Here is an 18,390-nt window from a genome sequence, read left to right as displayed (position 1 = left end):
CAACCTTTATGCGTCAACCGTAGCTTATGGTGACGAACCCTTTTTATGTAAAAAAGAGACCGTCTGCAATAAATTCGGCTGGACCAGTCATCCATACATCGCCGTCATCATCCCACTTAATCGTTAAATCGCCACCAGCTAAATGCACGAGAACGTCCTCACCACGCTTACACTTTCCGTTCATAACTGCCGCAACGACCGCTCCGCACGCCCCTGTACCGCATGCTTCTGTCACACCTGACCCCCGCTCCCATACGCGAAAATGCATTTCCGTGTCGCTCACTATTTCGATGAACTCAACGTTCGTACGCTGTAAAAATACGTCATGCGTTTCAATTTGACGACCGAGTGTATGTAACGGTGCTTCCTCAATGCGCTCGACAAAAAATACCGCATGTGGATTGCCTAAAAAAACGTTCGTCATATGTAACGTATGCCCTTCGACGACGAACGGCTCGTTGATGACGTGTGCGCTCGGTTCACCTTTCATATTCATCGCTGCCCGGTCAAATGCAGGCTTGCCCATATTGATTGTAATCGTGCTCGCTAAGCCATGTTGTGCTGTTACTTGCACGTAATTAAGCCCCGATTTCGTCGCAATAATAAACTGTTCGTACGGTAAAATGCCGCGGTCGTACACGAATTTCGCGACGCAGCGAAGCGCATTGCCACAGTTCGTTGCTTCTGAGCCATCCTTATTAAAAATGCGCATGCCACAATGCCCTTCGTCGCTCGGATGAATGAGCACAATACCATCTGACCCAATACCGCGCTTCACATCAGACATCGCAATCGCTAATGGCACGAGTTGCTCCTCCTGTAATTCGGTATCAAATAAATTAATATAAATATAATTATTACCTAAGCCGTGCATTTTCGTAAATGGAATGTGCATACAAACGTCCCCCTTTTTCCTCATCATACAATACTTTCAGAAAAATGAAAAAACGTTTATTGGACAAAGCCAATAAACGCTTAACGTTTGTAATAATTAAATCGTGGCTCTCGATATTCGCCGCGCACATTGTATCCGTTTACATCGTAACCTTGACGATCGTAGCCGGCTTCGTTATAGCCATCACGGTTGAATCCTTGTCGGTTATACCCTTTTTCATCGTAGCCTGCTAACGTATAGCCTTGTCGGTCGTAACCATCTTTGTCATAACCGTGGCGATTGTAGCCTTTTCGATCATAGCCTAACTGGTTATAACCATTTTTATCATAGCCTTCTTTATCAAAGCCACGCGTATCAAAACCATTTTTATCATAGCCTTCTCGATCATAGCCACGTTTATCGTAACCTTCTCGGTTGTAGCCTTCTCGGTCGTAACCGTTACGTGCGAAACCTTGGCGATCATAACCTTGCGCGTTAAAGCCACCTCGGTCATATCCTTCTCGGTCATAGCCTAAATAGTTAAACCCCGCTGCATTGTACCCTTCATCGTCAAGGAGTGTACCGTTTTTATGAATGCCTCTTTCGTCAAACTCATGCTCACGTGAATTATACAGTCGAATCACTTGTGAGTCATTTTGGACTTTCTTCGGTTCATTCGATTGAACATCGTCAACTCCTTGCGTATGCACTTGTTCATTTGTCGATCTCAATGGAATAATCGAACTCATCATAAAACTCCTTTTTCAATAATATCGTTATTCCCCTATTTTCTCTAAAAATAATGTTATCTGTCAATATGTCGAACGTTGTTGTCTTTATTTTTTTTAGCATGACAAAGTAATAGCTAAATTATTATTTCGAAATGACTAAAAACAAAAATAGTTCAAATAGCTTATAAAGCTATTTGAACTATTTTTAATTAGAACATTTTTAAATATTGGTCACGTTCCCATTGGTGTACAGTCGTACGGAACATTTCACATTCGATTTCTTTTGCTTCTTTAAAGTTTGCATAAATATGCTCACCTAATGCTTTTATCGCCACATCGTCTTTTGCTAATAGCTCTAATGCGTGCTCAAGAGAAGCTGGTAAGTTGTCAATGCCGTTTGCTTCACGCTCTGCATCGCTCATTACATAAATGTTGCGGTTAATCGCAGCTGGAGGTGTTAATTGCTTGCGAATACCTTCAAGACCCGCTTCTAAAATAACCGCCATCGCTAAGTACGGATTCGCTGATGGGTCAACTGAACGTACTTCTACGCGTGTTGATACGCCACGAGACGATGGAATACGAATTAATGGTGAACGGTTTTGCGCTGACCATGCAACGTAACAAGGTGCTTCGTAACCTGGTACTAAACGCTTATATGAATTGATTGTTGGGTTAATAACTGCTGTGAAGCCTTTTACGTGATCTAATACGCCAGCCATGAACTGCATTGCTGTTTCTGATAAACCAAGCTCTGTTGACTCGTCGTAAAATGCATTTTCTTTGCCTTTGAATAATGATACGTTAAAGTGCATACCTGAACCTGCTTCACCGAATAATGGTTTTGGCATGAACGTTGCGTGTAAACCGTGCTTACGTGCAATTGTTTTAACAACTAGTTTGAACGTTTGAATGTTGTCGCAAGCTGAAATTGCATCTGCATATTTAAAGTCAATTTCGTGTTGACCTGGCGCTACTTCGTGGTGAGATGCTTCTACTTCAAAGCCCATCTCCTCAAGCTCTAATACGATGTCACGACGGCAGTTTTCGCCTAAGTCTGTCGGTGCTAAGTCGAAGTAACCACCGTTGTCATTTACTTCAAGAGTTGGTTCGCCTTTTTCATCTAACTTAAATAAGAAAAACTCCGGCTCAGGCCCTAAGTTGAAATCTGTAAATCCTAACGCTTCCATCTCTTTTAATACGCGCTTTAAGTTTGAACGTGGGTCCCCCTCAAACGGTGTACCATCTGGACGAGCGATATCGCAAATGAAACGTGCTACTTTCCCTTTTTCAGCTGTCCAAGGGAATACCATGAACGTGCTTAAGTCTGGGAATAAGTACATGTCAGATTCTTCGATACGTACGAAACCTTCAATTGATGAACCGTCAAACATCATTTTGTTGTCTAGTGCTTTTTCTAATTGACTTACAGGAATTTCAACGTTTTTAATTGTGCCTAAAATATCCGTAAATTGTAAACGAATGAATTTTACTTGTTGCTCTTGAACTAAACGATAAATGTCTTCTTTTGTGTATTTACCCACGAAATTGCACACTCCTAGTTTTTGGTTTGTTATTTTATTGATACGTATCAGCCATTGTTATGTGCTCTTCGCGTCGAGGCAGGCTTTCCGCGGGCTCGTTACTGTCTATGCACCAACGATCATCATATGTACTTCACACGTATCATTTATACGATTATTGGAAAAATCGTGATAAATCGCCTTGTCGGATTGATGATTTTTGCATGCGTTGTGCTTGGCGCATTTCTTCTCGCAAAATACGTCGCAGCTCAGCATCTGTAATTTCTGTTTCTTTTTGTTGTTCTTCAGGCAAGTCTTTCAGCGCAAATACTTTTTTAATACCTGCCATGTTAATGCCTTGCTCTAATAAATCTTTAATTTCTAGAAGCGTATCGACGTCGTTCAATGAAAACATACGGCGATTTCCTGCTGTGCGATGCGGCTCAATTAAATGATGCTCCTCATAATAACGAATTTGACGTGCAGTTAATTCTGTTAACTGCATCACAATACTGATTGGCAATAATGGCATTGAACGTCGAATTTCACTACTCATGACACGTCACCTCTCTTCTAGTTAGACTTATCATATCGACTGCAAAAATGTTTGTCAAATCGATGTAAGAAAACCTAACACGTATTTTTGTCCATTTTAACATTACTGCACGCATTTTGTCTATGAAACAGAAAGATTGTTTAAAAATAAAGAAAATTTCCGTCGTCTGACAACAAATACAAGAAAACGGTTACAAACGACATACTCCTGTCGTCTGTAACCGTTTTTTGTAAGTTGTTCATAAATTAGGTTCTTCACCATAACTTGGGGTTGCTTTTCACGTCGAGGCGGGGTCTCGAGGCTCGCGCTTTTCCCGCTGGAGTCTCGCCGCACGCGCTCTGCCACAACAATCCAACATTGATTTCCGTTTTACAGTTAAAAACGGCGTATTAAAAGACATGCGATGAACGATACATTACCCTACTAGTAACTGAATCGCTAGCCCGATGCTTAGTAGCGCACCGTAAAATGTGTTCGTCAGCGCTGTTGATTTCATCGCCATGCCGGTAACTGCTGGATTGCCGACTCCGTTGCGGAAGCTTTTCACTGCTGTTAATGGCTTAATAACACTTAGTAAAACGATCAATGCCCACGGAGACATTTGCCCGATCATAACAAGTACAATGATCCATGCGTATGCAAATACGAAGCCACCTGCAAGCACTGTAATGGCGCGGTCACGTCCGAGTAAAATCGGCAGCGTTTTTCGTCCGCCAACTGTATCTTCTTCGATGTCACGAATATTGTTTGACATATTAATAAGGCCAACTAATACGCCCATCGGAATCGAGATGAGTACGCTAAGTGTCGTCAGCGTACCTGTTTGAATGAACGTTGCGATTAAAATAAACGCTGTGCCCATAAATAACCCTGAAAACAGCTCTCCAAACGGCGTGTACGCAATCGGTAATGGGCCGCCTGTATATAAGTAGCCAACCGCCATCCCTGCTACGCCTATAATGAGTAGCCACCAGCTCGTTTCAATGAAAATGTAAACGCCGATGATCGCCGCGACGACATATAGTAAAAAGGCGACATTTAACACGTTTTGTGGCTTTAAGCCGTGACGCACAATGCCGCCACCGATGCCGACCGAATCAGCCGTATCAAGCCCTCGTTTAAAATCATAGTATTCGTTAAATAAGTTTGTCGCAATTTGCAAGCATAAGCACGCTAGCAGCATCGCGATAAACAGTGCCCAGTTCATACTCGCCTCAAATAGCGCGATTACTGTGCCGAGTATTACTGGTACAAATGTTGCCGTTAACGTGTGTGGTCGTGTCATTTGCCACATTAATTTTGCCGGCGACATTTGCTCTGCACCTTGTTTTGATGCAACTCCCATACGCTTTCTTCCTCTCTGTTCGTTCATTGTTTCGCACTATATGTGTGGATTCGCTGCTATAGCTATGTCATCGTATGCGCAACGCCAACTGAGCGATTCATTACACGTAGTTTAGCACCAACCATTGTAGCATATTGTGACAACGGTTGGGCATAATTCGTTTGAAGCCCGAACGAAAACACGACGTACATTTACGCCGCGTTTTTTCATTGCATGTAGCTGTCGATTTGCTCCGCCGTTACCGGGCCGCTAATGCGCTCGATCACGTTGCCCGCTTCGTCGATAAAAATCGTCGTCGGAATCGTAATGACACCGTATTGTTTCGCGACTTCCCCCGTCTCATCTAACACGATTGGAAATGTGAAGCCAAACTCCTCAACGAATGACTGAACGCGTTGTGCGCCGTAATCTTGATCCGTGCGATTGATCGCAATAATGGCGACATCGCTTTCGTCATACGCCTGCTGCATATGCGGCATTTCCTCGCGACACGGCGCACACCATGTCGCCCAAAAGTTTAACATGACGCGCTTTCCTTCAACATCAGCAAGCGACAGCTCTTCCCCCGTAAGCGTCGACAACGTAAAATGCGGCGCTTGTTCGTCGACTGCTGCTGGTGCGCTACTGCAACTTGCTAAAACAATGCTGCAAAATAACATCAAAACGATGCGCATTCACCCACCCCTTTATGCTCGTTTATTGTGCTGTAATTTTTTGCACCGCTGCACACGTCGCAAACTTCACGTGCTCATACGTTAAGCCACCTTGAATAAACGCTGTGTATGGTGGGCGGATCGGGCCGTCTGCTGTTAGCTCGATGCTTGACCCTTGTACGAACGTGCCCGCTGCCATAATGACGTCATCTTCATAGCCTGGCATGTACGCAGGCTCCGGTGCGAAATGTGCATTAATCGGTGACGCCGCTTGTACTTCTTGGCAAAACGCAATCATTTGCTCCGGCGTTTGGAATGACACCGATTGAATTAAGTCGGTGCGCACGTCGCTATAGTGCGGCGACGTCGTCATGCCTGCATCTTCAAGCATTGCTGATGTGAAGATCGCACCTTTTAACGCTTGTGCAACGACGTGTGGCGCTAAAAAGAATCCTTGATAAAAGTCGGCAAGCGTATTCAGTGTTGCGCCTGCTTCTGCTCCGATGCCTGGTGACGTCATGCGATATGCACATTGTTCGACTAAATCGGCACGCCCTGCAATGTAGCCACCAATTTTCGCTAAGCCGCCACCTGGATTTTTAATGAGCGAGCCTGCCATTAAGTCCGCACCAATTTCTGTCGGCTCTTGCAGCTCAACAAATTCGCCGTAGCAGTTGTCGACAAAAATAATGGCGTTCGGTGCAAGCGTACGAATGCGTGTACACATGTCTTCAATTTGCGCAATTGTAAACGATGGGCGCGTCGCATAGCCTTTTGAGCGCTGAATCGCAATCATTTTCGTATTCGGTGTAATGGCCGCTTCGACACCTGCCCAGTCGATGTCGCGGTTGTCGATTAAATCAACATGCTTGTAACCGATATGGAAATCTTTTAGCGAACCTGTATCTTTTTCACCGCCGTCTACAATGGATTGCAACGTATCGTACGGCTTGCCTGTAATGTACACGAGTTCATCGTTTGGACGTAGCACGCCGAATAAACTAAGCGTAATCGCATGCGTGCCTGAAATAATTTGCGGGCGCACGATTGCCGCTTCTGCCCCGAACACGGTCGCATAGACGCGCTCTAAATTGTCGCGCCCTTCATCGTCATAGCCGTAGCCTGATGATGGATTTAAATGAAAGTCACTTACTTGATGCTTGCGAAACGCCGCCAATACTTTTTGTTGATTGATAAATGCGCGCTCGTCTACTGCTGCGTGATACGGACGTACTTTTTCTTCCGCCTGTGCCGCACGCTGTAACGTTGCTGCTGTTAAAATTGATGTAAACATAAACATTCCACTCCATTAAAAGTTAGTATCGCTTCAATGTACCATATTTTTTAGCTTCATCGGTACTAAAAAATAGTGTCAGCCGCTTTTTGCAAAACCTCGTTACAAAAGCATTATCGCAATAAACTAAAAATTATATAGTGCAAGCTTCAAAAATTTGCTACAATGCTTGCATCATACGTTATAGAGAGGACGTTTTGCATGGCTTGGGAAGTATTTAGCATCATCGGCACGATTGCGTTTGCGATTTCGGGCGCGATTGTCGCGATGGAGGAAGGCTATGATTTATTTGGCGTGTATTTATTAGGAATCGTGACGGCATTTGGTGGTGGAGCGATTCGTAATTTATTAATTGGTTTACCGGTTTCAACGTTGTGGAGTCAAGAAATGATGTTTCAAATTGCGATTTTTTCGATTACATTTTTCTTCTTCTTTCCACATCGACTGCTGTCGCATTGGCATCGTTGGGGGAACTTTACCGATGCAATCGGCTTGTCGGCATTCGCCATTCAAGGTGCGATTCATGCCGTTAATTTAGGGCTGCCGATGAGTGCGGCTATTGTAGCAGCTGTACTTACAGGCTGTGGCGGTGGCATCGTGCGCGACTTATTGGCACAGCGTAAGCCACTCGTGCTGCGCGATGAAATTTATGCAGTGTGGGCAATTTTAGCTGCGATCGTTATTTGGCTCGGGCTTGCCGCTTCAGATTGGGCGCTATATGTCGTGTTTTTAATTATTACAGCGCTTCGTGTGCTATCGTATACGCGCAAATGGCAGCTGCCGTTTCGCAAGCTACCGATTCAATGAAAAAGGAGCTGTCCGATTGTTCGGGCAACTCCTTCTTTTTATACGATTTTATTTGAATTCAAGCTCACCGTCGTAAGCCATCATGCCGCCTTCAAGGTTTGTTACGTCGAAGCCTTTTTCTTCTAAAATGTTGCAAGCTGCTTCGCTACGACGACCAGCGCGGCATACTAAAATGTATGGTTTTGTCGGGTCAAGCTCGCCTGCACGGGCTTCAACTTGTCCTAGTGGAATATGTACAGCACCAGGAATCATACCTTCTGCTACTTCGTCATCTTCGCGAACGTCGATTACGTGTAAATCTTCGTTTGCATCTAATAAGTTTACGATTTCTTCTGTTGTCATTACTTTCATGTTCCATGCCTCCAAAAATTAAATTCCACTTTATTATACGCGCAATGCATCAAAAGCGCTACTGTTCGTCTGCATCCGCTCCGAACGGCACAGGCTTTGACGGAGCAAACGTCGAAATGGCATGTTTGTAGATGAAGTGTTGCTTGCCGTCTACTTCAAACAATACTGTAAAATTATCATAGGACTTCACATAACCTTTTAGCTGAAAGCCGTTTAATAAAAACACCGTCACTTGTACGTTGTTTTTGCGTAAATAATTTAAAAACGTTTCTTGCAAGTTAATTGATTTCAAAAAGAACCCTCCTTCATTAATACACCTATTCGGATTTTCCACATTCTAGCACTTCTTAAACCTATTTGTCACAGAAACATTTTCGCTTTTTATATAAAATTGACGTGCTTTATTTTTTTAACTGCGCTTCGATTTGTGCGATGTCATGCCCGATCCACTGTACGTCAAGCTTGTTGCGTAAATACGTCAGCTGGCGTTTTGCATAGCGGCGCGAGTTTTGCTTAATCGCTTCAATCGCCTCATCGCGCGTTGCAAGCCCATCAAAATAAGCATACAGCTCCTTATAACCGATCGCTTTAATCGACTGCACGTTACGAATACCTCGGTCGTATAAGCCGCGCACTTCTGCTTCAAGCCCTTTTTCAATCATCATATCGACGCGGCGATTAATGCGCTCATACAACACGTCGCGCGGCCAGTCACAGCCGATAATGAGATGATTGTATAGCGGCGTATCGCCTAAATGATGCTCCTCGCTCGATTTTTGCACACCGCTCGCTTCGATCATTTCAATCGCTCGTAGTACACGGCGCGTATTGTTCGGATGAAGCTCAGCTGCCGTTTTCGGGTCAAGTGCCGCCAATCGTGCATGCATCGCTTCAGGTCCTATTTTTTCTAGCTCTGCGTAATACGCTTGGCGACGCGCCTCATCGACTTCATCGTCGGTAAAGCGGAAATCGTATAGCACAGACTGCACGTACAACCCTGTGCCACCGACTAAAATCGGCAGCTTGCCACGCGCTTGAATGTCCGCAATTTTGTAGCGCACGAGCGTTTGGTATTCCGCCACTGAAAACGAATCAGTCGGCTCTTTAATGTCGATTAAATGATGCACAACGCCATCCATTTCGTCAGGCGTAATTTTTGCTGTGCCGATATTTAATTCTTTATATACTTGCATCGAATCGCCGTTAATGACTTCTCCGTTGTAGCGCTTTGCAAGGTCTATACTTAGCGCTGTTTTTCCAGAAGCAGTCGGTCCAACGATTGCGATGACATCAATTTGTTTGTTCATATAACCACCGTTTAATTTGTGCGATTGTGTGCGCACGATTTCTTTCGTTTAATATTTCATGACGCATGTTTTCTGCTAAATATACTTGTACGTTGTCGAGCCCTGCTGCTGTGAGCTGACGTGCCAACTTAAAAACCCCGACTCCTCGCTGTCCGAGCGGGTCTTCACTGCCGCTAATGAGCAGTACCGGAATGTTTTTCATCTGGGCAACTTCTTTTAACTGACACACTTTTACGATACCGTCTGACAAATCCGCAAAAAAGCGCGTTGTCGGCACGAAGCCACAGTATGGATCACGGACGTATGCATCCACTGCTACGTCACTTTGCGCAAGCCAGTCAAAGTCGCTACGTGTCGGGCGAAACTTGTTGTTAAAACTTTTAAACGACATGCCGTTTAAAAACGGACTTTTCACGTCGTCGCCTTGCATATAGGCAAACATTCGACCGGCAACGCGCCCGATGTAATGAAGCGGTGTGACAAAGCCTGTGCCACAAATGATGAGGCGCTGCAGTCGATGCGGATAACGCTGTGCATAACGTCTTGCGATAAACGAGCCCATACTATGTCCAAATAGTGTAAACGGTGTCGTCACGCCAAGCTGTTGCATCACTTCCTCGACATCATCAACGACGCGCTCAAAGCCGCCGCGTTTTGTAAAATAGCCAAACGGTGCATTGTTGAGCTCGGCTGTTTGACCGTGTCCGCGGTGGTCATGCATCGTCACGCGGTAGCCGTCCTCTACTAAACTTTCCGCAAACGGCACGTAACGTCCACTATGCTCCGCCATGCCGTGCAAAATATGAATATGCCCAATCGCTTTTCCTGCTGGCTCAAACTGTCGTACAAAAATTTTCGTTCCGTCGTTTAACGTAATCATCGCAACCTCCTACATTACTCGCTTAAACATTTTCTCCACTTCATACGTTGAAAAATGAATGAGCACCGGACGTCCGTGTGGGCACGTAAACGGATGCTCACATGCGCGTAAATCGTCAATCAGCGTCGTCATTTGCTCATGCGTTAAATAATAGTTCGCCTTAATCGACTTTTTACAGCTCATCATAATGGCAGCGTCTTCCCGCAGCTTTTTAATGTCCGTCTTGCTAAAGCGTAACACTTGTTCCAGTAGCTCTTCAATAATTTGTTGCTCCTCGCCTTTTGGAAACCAGCTCGGATGCTCACGAACGATAAATGACCCTTGCCCGAAATCCTCTAAAAATACACCAACTTGCTCTAGGTGCTCACGACGTTCCCTTAAATGAAGTGCCTCGTCCGCCGCGTAATGAAACGTCAGTGGCAACAATAGTGCTTGACGCTCATTCGGGTTAACGTCTCCTACTTTATCGCGGAAATACTCGTATTTAATGCGCTCCTGTGCAGCATGCTGGTCAATTAAATAAAAGCCGTCTTCCATTTGTGCGACGATGTACGTGCCATGAATTTGCCCGACAATTTCAACATGCGGGAAATGCTCCTCCGCTTGCGACGGTGCAATCGGTTCAATGACGTCGATCGGCTCCGTTTCTGTCGTGTTCGCGAACGCCGGCTCTGGCTCTTTCATAATCGGTACATCATTTGTCACGTCGCGATATATTTCTTGTGCGACGATGCGCTGTTGCGGTGATAGTGTGCTGCGCGGCGGCGATGGGCTTCGTTTTGCTAGCTCGTCGGTCACTTGCTGCAAGCGCTCCTCGTTAAACGTTGGCTTAAACATGTTCATTTGCTCGGTCGGTACACGAACAGGCTTCGCTTGCTTCACCGCTTCTGGCACGCGGTTGACCGCACGAATCGCCTCACGAATCGTCGTTTGAATAAGCTCGAGTAACTCCGGCTCCTTCGACAATCGAATTTGATGCTTCGCTGGGTGTACGTTCACGTCCGTTAAATACGGATCGCCCTCGACGAACAGTACGACGATTGGAAAGCGCTCAATCGGTAAAAATGTATGGTACGCGTCGGTCATCGCCTTTTGTGCTAAAAAGTGCTTCACCCATCGACCGTTGACGAAAATCGACATGTAATTTTTCGACGCGCGCGTAATTTCAGGTAACGTCGCGTAGCCTGAAATGTTGTAATCGTGTGACTTCCCTTCAAACGGAATCATTTTTTTCGCATTTTGAATGCCGTAAATCGATGCGAGTACTTGCTGAACGTTGCCGCGCCCGTTCGTTTGCAACAGCAGCTGGTCGTGATGCATCAATTTAAACGCAATGTGCGGGTTGCAAAGCGCTAAGCGGTTCATTAAATCAATCGAATGCCCTAGCTCCGTTTGAATCGTCTTCATGTATTTTAGTCGCGCTGGCGTGTTGAAAAACAGCTGCGATACCGTAATGTCCGTACCGCGACGTGACGGTGCTGCATGGCGTGCGCGCTCAATGCCACCTTCAAGCACAAGCTCGATGCCGGATTTTCCGTCATACGTTTTTAAATGGATTTTCGATACCGAGGCAATCGATGCGAGCGCCTCCCCGCGAAAGCCGAGCGTGCGAATGCGAAACAAATCGTGCTCGTTGCTAATTTTACTCGTCGCATGGCGCATAAAGCATTTGAATGCATCTTCCTCGTCCATGCCGCTGCCGTTGTCGGTCACTTGAATGCTCCCTAACCCTGCATCGTGCAAAAACACTTCAATTTGCGTGCTGCCTGCGTCAATAGCGTTTTCGACAAGCTCTTTGACGACCGATGCGGGGCGCTCGACTACTTCACCAGCAGCAATTTTGTTCGACAGCCATTCGTCCATAATATGAATATTGCCCATCGTGTCACTTCCTTACGTTTTCATTGCACCTATTTGTTTTCTAATAATGGTATCTTAATCGTTCTTCCATTTCGGCGGACGCTTTTCGCGGGCGTTGCCTCAACTAATTTTTGTCGGACAAGCCGCAAAAAATGGATTTTTGGCTAGCGCTGTTCCCGCAGAAGTCGCTGCCTACATTTCAGAACAGACGATGACATCATGCCTGTTGATACGCCATTTGTATACATCTTAATTACTTGTTTTGAACCGTAAAACCGAAATCAATGCTACATTGCAGTGGCAGAGAGCGTGCGGCGAGACTCCTTGGGGAAAAACTCGTGCATCAAGCCCCCGTAAGCCACGACAAAGGAGTGGCGCGGAGGCTTGAGGAAGGTGGTGAGCGCCACGTCCATGTGGCACCACCTTCATGACAAACATCGTGTTCGCCGCCGAGCCCCAGAACTTCTGCGACGAGTAACCGCAGGAGCACATGTTTTTCTGTCTCGAGTAATCGCAGAGACAAAGCGAGCCGCCATATGCGTACTGCCCACTTATTGGCGTATCAACACGCTTGCTATGACATATTACAAAATCTTTCTCTAAAATAGAGCCACAATACGTTTATTTTTTCAACAACTGCTGTAATTCATTTAACAGTTGTAACGCTTCAAATGGCGTTGTGTTGAGTACGCTGCACTGCTCGATTTTTGCGAGTGCTTGCTTTTGCTGTGGCGTCATTTCTTCGCTAAACAAGGATAACTGCTCGGCGCTTGCGTCTTTTTCAACGATGCGCTCGACGATTACTTCAACTGGCTTTTCGACAATGATCTCTTTTACTACTTCGACTGGCTTTTCAACGATGCGTTCAACAATTTGTACGTCTCCGCTTTGCGCTTCAAACGTCTCTAAAAGTTGCTGTGCACGAGTTAAAATCGGCTTTGGTAGTTCGGCCAGCTCTGCGACGTGAATACCGTACGATTGGTCTGCGGCACCGTCTTTTACTTTATGCAGGAATACGACTTTGCCATCCTGCTCCGCTGCTGCGACATGTACATTTTTTAATCGTGGCAATGCGTCTTCAAGTGTCGTTAGCTCGTGGTAATGCGTCGAAAATAGCGTATTGGCACCAATTTCCTCATGAATGTATTCCATCATCGCCTGCGCTAAGCTCATGCCGTCATACGTCGATGTACCGCGTCCGATTTCATCAAATAATAGCAAGCTGTTTGCGGTCGCATGCGTAATGGCGTGCTGTGATTCCATCATTTCGACCATGAACGTCGACTGCCCAGATGCTACGTCGTCTGCTGCTCCGATACGCGTGAAAATTTGATCGGTAACAGGTAAAAACGCCTCATCTGCCGGCACGTAGCAACCCATTTGCGCAAGCACTAAAATGAGCGCAACTTGACGCATATACGTACTTTTCCCCGACATGTTCGGTCCGGTAATTAAATACATGTTGCTATTTTCCTCTAGCACGCAGTCGTTTGGCACGTACGTTTGCTTGCCGAGCATTTTTTCAACGACCGGGTGACGACCGTTCACAATGCGCATCGCTCGTCCGTCATGAAATACCGGCTTCACGAAATGATATTTTTCAGCAATTTGCGCAAAGCTCATGTACACATCAAGCTCGCTAATGTGTGCAGCAAGTGCTTGGACGCGCGGAATGAACGCCTTTAACTGCTCACGTAGCTCGACGAATAAACGGTACTCAAGCTCTAAACTTTCCTCCTGTGCGTTTAAAATGAGCGCCTCTTTTTCCTTTAGCTCCTGCGTAATGTAACGCTCGGCATTCGCTAACGTTTGCTTGCGCTCGTAACGAGATAAATCGGCATGGTGCACGTACGATTTCGTCAGCTCAATATAATAGCCAAAAATGCGATTGTAGCCGATTTTTAAATTTTTTATACCGAGTAAATCGCGCTCGCGCTGTTCGAGCTGGGCAATCCAATCTTTGCCGTTACGCGATGCATCGCGCAGCTCGTCTAATCTCGCGTTATAACCGTCGCGAATAACATCGCCGTCTTTGATCGTCAGCGGTGGATGATCGGTAATCGCCTGTGCTAGTAGCGCTTCAATATCTGTACATTGGTCAAGCTTGCTCGCAAATTGACGTAGCGTCGGCGATTGTGCAGAAGCAAGCTGTGCATAAATGGCTGGCACTTGACGCAGTGAATCGCGCAGCTGGGCTAAGTCGCGCCCACCGACACTGCCAAATGCGACGCGCCCTGCTAAACGCTCTAAGTCGTACACTTTTTTCAGTAACTCCTGAAGCTCAGCACGCACGAAAAATTCATCTAGAAAGTCCGAAACGAATTGCTGGCGCTGCTCAATCAAACGTTTACTTGCAAGCGGCTGATGCATCCATTGCTTTAGCTTGCGTCCCCCCATCGCCGTCACCGTTTCATCGACGAGCCAAAGTAACGTCCCTTTCGTATCGCCACCGCGAATCGACTGAATAAGCTCTAAATTGCGCTTTGAGTTCGTATCGATGCGTAAATAATGCTCCGCTTCATTAAACGTAAACGGCTGTAAATGCGTAAGCGCGCGCATTTGCGTTTGCTCAACGTATGACAGTAACTGCGTGCATGCGTGCTCCATGTAGCTTGGCACGTCAACGATAAACGGTGCAACACTTTCTGCGACGATGCTATTTTTCGCAATCGATAACACGACACCTGCGTTTGCCGCTTGCTCGACGAATGCATCGTAAAACGTTTCCTCCACAACAAGTTCCTTCATGTTGTAAGCATTTAATTGATTGAGCAGCGCACGTTCATCACCATCAATCATTTGCGCGACCGCTTCGCCTGTTGATACGTCTAAATAGGCAAGCGCATAGCCGTTTGATTCCTTCGTTGCTGCCGCTAAATAATGGTTCGTTTTGCCATCGATCGTTTTCCCTTGCGTAATCGTTCCCGGCGTGATGAGCTGTACAACTTCACGCTTCACGACACCTTTTGTCATTTTTGGGTCTTCCACCTGCTCACAAAGCGCTACTTTATAGCCTTTTGCAACGAGCGTTTCGATGTATCCTTGCACCGAATGATGCGGCACGCCACACATTGGAATGCGATTATCACCGTCACCTGATCGGCTCGTCAGCGTAATTTCAAGCAGTTGGGACGCACGCTCAGCATCGCTAAAAAATAGTTCGTAAAAGTCGCCTAGTCGGAAAAATAAAAAAGCGTCTTTGTAGTTTTCTTTAATTTCTAAGTATTGCAACATCATTGGCGTATGTGCCATATATAAAACCTCACTCATTATCATTACTTCTGGACATTATCGATTAGCGAAATATACATACAGCGAATGAATCGCTAATCCACAAGCTTTAAACATTTCTTTATTATAACAAAAAGCGCAAACGTCTGTATCGTAAAAGCGATTGCTCTACGCAGACGAAAAAATCACTCGAAACATGCGCGCTTCGAATGATTTTATCGTTATTTCTTATACAAAATGTCATCAATTTCATGCAGCGGCATCGGTCGATAAAAGTAATAGCCTTGCCCGATATCGCAGCCAATGTCTAGCATTTTTTGCTGCTGCTCTGGTGTTTCAATACCTTCTGCTACCGAGCGCAGCGACAAGTCCTTCGACAGCTGCACAATCGTTCGCATAACCGCGTGCATACGCTGATCGATTAAATTGTTAATGAAGCTGCGATCGATTTTAATTTCACGAAACGGCAGCTGCTGTAAATAGCTAAGCGACGAATACCCTACACCAAAATCATCCATCGACACATCAAAACCAAGCTCCGTCAGCTCCGAAATAATGCATTTCGCACGCTGCATATCGTTTAGCTCAATGCTTTCGGTCACTTCCACTTTAATTAGCTCATGCTCAATGTTGAAACGATCGACTTTTTTCGTGAAATCTTCGACGAACGTCGGGTAATAAAAATGATCAGCTGAAATGTTGACAGATACCGGGTACATCGGTAAGCCTTTTCGTTTGCGCTCACTTTGCCATTCGAGCACGAGATGCAAAATATACATATCGAGCTTATGAATTTTGCCTGCATTTTCAGCGACGCGAATAAATTCAGCCGGCGACACGAAGCCGAGCAGTTCGCTATGCCAACGTGCGAGTGCCTCAAACGATACAATTTCCCCTGTGCGTAAATCAACTTGTGGCTGCAAATATACTTGAAGCTTGCGTTGCTGCAAGTCTTCAAGCAAATGCGTCAATAAATCCATTTCCTTTTGTAAGTTTTGCTTTAACGATTCATCGTACATGCGCATCACTGTACCTATGCTTTTGCGCGCATCTGATAGCGCAATTTCCGCATGGTGAATCGCCTCTTCCCAATTCGTCTCAGCGCTATATTTGCTCACACCAACTTTGAGCGTAATGTACATTTTATGTTCCTTTAGTTCATACGCCGCACTCGTTAAATTATCTAAAATGTGCGCGTTTAACTTTTTCATATTGTACTGCCGGTCATTGCACACGATCAGCGACGCGTTGTCATATCGCGCAAGTAAAATCGGCTCGCCGACAAGCTGCTGCATTTGATTTGCCATTTGCTCCATTAAACGACTCATACCTTCACGTCCATACAAGTCAATAATGTGCTGCGACTCGCTAATTTCTAAAATGACAATATGGCCGTCTTTGCGTTGACGATATATCGTTTGCATCGATGTCGTGAAATATTTATGATTTGGCAACGTCGAGTAATAATCGGTGTATGCTAAGCGCTCGATTTCCTCCTTTTGTTGCTGCACTTGTAAATACACATTAAGCAAGTTTGTGACGCGCTGCAAGTACATGCGCTCCTGTGCAGTGAGCCTCACGCTGCCGTCGACGTACACTGAAAAATGCGCGACCATTCGTTGCTGCTGATTGTTAATGCGCTGCTGCCAGACGCAATGAATGTCTTGCTCTTGGAACAACGTACGGTTATGATGCCATAGCCGATTGCTGACGATCATTTCCTCCTCATCGTATATGTAAGGTCCTGCACGAAACGCTTGTTCATTGCGCTCATGCCACTGCTTGAACGTATCATTTTTCCCCGCAATATAAAATTGATTGTTTTTCTTTAAGCAAATGACCGTATATACAGGGCGTCGCATAAATAAACGCACTTGCTCGCACACATCATACAGCGTCGATTGCAATGAACGTTCCTCATGAATTGAGGCGTACACATCCTTTTCAATATTTGAAAACACCCCGTCATTAATCGCACTTGTCACGTCGCGGCAAATGCAAAAAAATAATAGTACATCGCCTTGTGTTGAGCTAATCGGGTAACCGCTTACTTCATTCCAAAACGTCGTGTCATCTCCGCGCTTCGTAATGACTGTAAGCTGCTGCTGTTGTCCTGTTGCTAATGTAAAATAAAAGCGCTGATACAACTCCTGCTGCGTCACATCGTCGTTAAAATGGTGCAGCTGTTTTTCCTTCAATACGTCCGCATCGCCGTGCATCATTTTCGTAAATGCCTCATTGCAATGTAAAATTTCGGGAGAAGCACTCGTGGCATCTAAAATGACTGTCCCATCTTGAATTTGTTCTCCTAATCGAATAAGCCACTGCATAAGTGCCTTTTTTTCTTGCTGAACATGTGCATTTAATGTCATCGTCCGTCCTCCCTAATCGTGTTAATCGGTTACCCGTTATGTTCCCACTTTTTACAGTATTCAACCGTATTCATGCATCGATTTTACTAAATATCGATGATTTCCTACTGTGAACGCACAAAAAAAGCCATCTACAGCACAATACATGTGTGTAGATGACCGTTCGTTACGAGCAACTATTGCTAGCAGTATGTGCCACCTTCGCGCCTGTTTCACCGCGCAGCAAGTCGCCACCTGTCGATTCAATAATTTCGTTCGTTACGTTGTTCGCAATGCTGTTAGAAACGAGCTGTAAAATGTAATTGACGTCAACTTGCGATTGCTTAAACTGCTGCACGATCGGCAACGCATCAATTTCCGCTTCAATTTGCTCAATTTTTTGCTCCATTTTCATAAACGCTTGCTCTTTCCCTAAGTGCTGGAAATTGACCGCTTGCTTTTGTAGTGTTTTCATTGATGCAATTTTTTCGCGCACAAATTGATTTTCATTAATTTGCGCTTCCGCCTGTTTAAAAAACGCGACTTCTTCTGTATTGGCAATCATGTGGGCTAGCTCTTTTGCTTTTTCGATAATTTGGTCTTTCGTATAATACGTCGACATCTCAT

The 18,390-nt window shown here is 45.4% G+C and carries 16 protein-coding genes; 1 reads left to right on the top strand and 15 read right to left on the bottom strand.

Translation table 11 applies throughout. The features are described 5' to 3' along the window. Window positions 1–43 precede the first annotated feature (43 nt). The 7 genes from dapF to A6K76_RS04690 form a co-directional block, all read right to left on the bottom strand. Window positions 44–895 (bottom strand): diaminopimelate epimerase, encoded by an 852-nt coding sequence (dapF, locus tag A6K76_RS04720; RefSeq protein WP_066462616.1) that lies wholly within the window; start codon window positions 893–895, stop codon window positions 44–46. A gap of 80 nt (window positions 896–975) precedes the next feature. Continuing rightward, window positions 976–1,623: a hypothetical protein gene (locus tag A6K76_RS16465; protein ID WP_083995285.1), complete on the bottom strand. Its 648-nt coding sequence runs from the start codon at window positions 1,621–1,623 to the stop codon at window positions 976–978. Between the two features lie 191 nt (window positions 1,624–1,814). Continuing rightward, window positions 1,815–3,149, bottom strand: coding sequence for a type I glutamate--ammonia ligase (glnA, locus tag A6K76_RS04710; RefSeq protein WP_066462614.1), 1,335 nt, complete (start codon window positions 3,147–3,149; stop codon window positions 1,815–1,817). 154 nt (window positions 3,150–3,303) lie between these two features. Then, window positions 3,304–3,684: a MerR family transcriptional regulator gene (locus A6K76_RS04705; RefSeq protein ID WP_066462612.1), complete on the bottom strand. Its 381-nt coding sequence runs from the start codon at window positions 3,682–3,684 to the stop codon at window positions 3,304–3,306. 415 nt (window positions 3,685–4,099) lie between these two features. Continuing rightward, complete coding sequence (locus A6K76_RS04700) at window positions 4,100–5,029, bottom strand: 1,4-dihydroxy-2-naphthoate polyprenyltransferase (protein WP_066462611.1); 930 nt, start codon at window positions 5,027–5,029, stop codon at window positions 4,100–4,102. A 206-nt stretch (window positions 5,030–5,235) separates the two neighbouring features. Next, complete coding sequence (locus A6K76_RS04695; RefSeq protein WP_066462610.1) at window positions 5,236–5,703, bottom strand: TlpA family protein disulfide reductase; 468 nt, start codon at window positions 5,701–5,703, stop codon at window positions 5,236–5,238. A 22-nt stretch (window positions 5,704–5,725) separates the two neighbouring features. Next, entirely contained in the window at window positions 5,726–6,976 is a 1,251-nt protein-coding gene (locus tag A6K76_RS04690; protein ID WP_066462609.1) for a methionine gamma-lyase family protein, read from the bottom strand. Between the two features lie 201 nt (window positions 6,977–7,177). On the opposite strand from A6K76_RS04690, the gene A6K76_RS04685 reads away from it, so the two are divergent. Continuing rightward, window positions 7,178–7,783, top strand: coding sequence for a trimeric intracellular cation channel family protein (locus A6K76_RS04685; RefSeq protein ID WP_066462608.1), 606 nt, complete (start codon window positions 7,178–7,180; stop codon window positions 7,781–7,783). A gap of 48 nt (window positions 7,784–7,831) precedes the next feature. Here A6K76_RS04685 and A6K76_RS04680 read toward each other — a convergent pair whose 3' ends face one another. The 8 genes from A6K76_RS04680 to A6K76_RS04645 all read right to left on the bottom strand — a co-directional run bounded on the left by A6K76_RS04680 (window position 7,832) and on the right by A6K76_RS04645 (window position 18,385). Further along, window positions 7,832–8,134, bottom strand: a complete 303-nt coding sequence (locus tag A6K76_RS04680) for a rhodanese-like domain-containing protein (RefSeq protein WP_066462607.1) — start codon at window positions 8,132–8,134, stop codon at window positions 7,832–7,834. Window positions 8,135–8,192: 58 nt separating this feature from the next. After that, a complete protein-coding gene (gene hfq, locus A6K76_RS04675) occupies window positions 8,193–8,426 on the bottom strand; it encodes an RNA chaperone Hfq (RefSeq protein WP_066462605.1) in 234 nt (77 codons plus the stop codon). A gap of 109 nt (window positions 8,427–8,535) precedes the next feature. Then, window positions 8,536–9,441, bottom strand: a complete 906-nt coding sequence (gene miaA / locus A6K76_RS04670; protein WP_066462603.1) for a tRNA (adenosine(37)-N6)-dimethylallyltransferase MiaA — start codon at window positions 9,439–9,441, stop codon at window positions 8,536–8,538. Next, window positions 9,425–10,321, bottom strand: a complete 897-nt coding sequence (locus A6K76_RS04665) for an alpha/beta fold hydrolase (RefSeq protein WP_066462601.1) — start codon at window positions 10,319–10,321, stop codon at window positions 9,425–9,427. Before A6K76_RS04665 ends, miaA begins: the two co-directional genes overlap by 17 nt. 9 nt (window positions 10,322–10,330) lie before the next feature. Then, the gene (gene mutL / locus A6K76_RS04660; protein WP_066462600.1) at window positions 10,331–12,202 is read right to left on the bottom strand and encodes a DNA mismatch repair endonuclease MutL; all 1,872 of its coding nucleotides are present in this window, start codon (window positions 12,200–12,202) and stop codon (window positions 10,331–10,333) included. A 600-nt stretch (window positions 12,203–12,802) separates the two neighbouring features. After that, window positions 12,803–15,451 (bottom strand): DNA mismatch repair protein MutS, encoded by a 2,649-nt coding sequence (gene mutS, locus A6K76_RS04655; protein WP_245671953.1) that lies wholly within the window; start codon window positions 15,449–15,451, stop codon window positions 12,803–12,805. Window positions 15,452–15,633: 182 nt separating this feature from the next. Further along, a complete protein-coding gene (locus tag A6K76_RS04650) occupies window positions 15,634–17,784 on the bottom strand; it encodes a sensor domain-containing protein (RefSeq protein ID WP_066462590.1) in 2,151 nt (716 codons plus the stop codon). A gap of 166 nt (window positions 17,785–17,950) precedes the next feature. Then, window positions 17,951–18,385, bottom strand: a complete 435-nt coding sequence (locus tag A6K76_RS04645; protein ID WP_066462586.1) for a YlbF/YmcA family competence regulator — start codon at window positions 18,383–18,385, stop codon at window positions 17,951–17,953. Window positions 18,386–18,390: the final 5 nt, after the last annotated feature.

The organism is Caryophanon latum (genome assembly GCF_001700325.1).
Taxonomy (GTDB): domain Bacteria; phylum Bacillota; class Bacilli; order Bacillales_A; family Planococcaceae; genus Caryophanon; species Caryophanon latum.
This window is presented reverse-complemented; position numbering and strand designations above follow the sequence as displayed.

Coding starts and splice junctions, on each gene's coding strand:
- dapF (WP_066462616.1), bottom strand. CDS start 895: ATGCACATTCCATTTACGAAAATGCACGGCTTAGGTAATAATTATATT.
- A6K76_RS16465 (WP_083995285.1), bottom strand. CDS start 1,623: ATGAGTTCGATTATTCCATTGAGATCGACAAATGAACAAGTGCATACG.
- A6K76_RS04705 (WP_066462612.1), bottom strand. CDS start 3,684: ATGAGTAGTGAAATTCGACGTTCAATGCCATTATTGCCAATCAGTATT.
- A6K76_RS04700 (WP_066462611.1), bottom strand. CDS start 5,029: ATGGGAGTTGCATCAAAACAAGGTGCAGAGCAAATGTCGCCGGCAAAA.
- A6K76_RS04695 (WP_066462610.1), bottom strand. CDS start 5,703: ATGCGCATCGTTTTGATGTTATTTTGCAGCATTGTTTTAGCAAGTTGC.
- A6K76_RS04690 (WP_066462609.1), bottom strand. CDS start 6,976: ATGTTTACATCAATTTTAACAGCAGCAACGTTACAGCGTGCGGCACAG.
- A6K76_RS04685 (WP_066462608.1), top strand. CDS start 7,178: ATGGCTTGGGAAGTATTTAGCATCATCGGCACGATTGCGTTTGCGATT.
- A6K76_RS04680 (WP_066462607.1), bottom strand. CDS start 8,134: ATGAAAGTAATGACAACAGAAGAAATCGTAAACTTATTAGATGCAAAC.
- miaA (WP_066462603.1), bottom strand. CDS start 9,441: ATGAACAAACAAATTGATGTCATCGCAATCGTTGGACCGACTGCTTCT.
- A6K76_RS04665 (WP_066462601.1), bottom strand. CDS start 10,321: ATGATTACGTTAAACGACGGAACGAAAATTTTTGTACGACAGTTTGAG.
- mutL (WP_066462600.1), bottom strand. CDS start 12,202: ATGGGCAATATTCATATTATGGACGAATGGCTGTCGAACAAAATTGCT.
- mutS (WP_245671953.1), bottom strand. CDS start 15,451: ATGAGTGAGGTTTTATATATGGCACATACGCCAATGATGTTGCAATAC.
- A6K76_RS04650 (WP_066462590.1), bottom strand. CDS start 17,784: ATGACATTAAATGCACATGTTCAGCAAGAAAAAAAGGCACTTATGCAG.
- A6K76_RS04645 (WP_066462586.1), bottom strand. CDS start 18,385: ATGTCGACGTATTATACGAAAGACCAAATTATCGAAAAAGCAAAAGAG.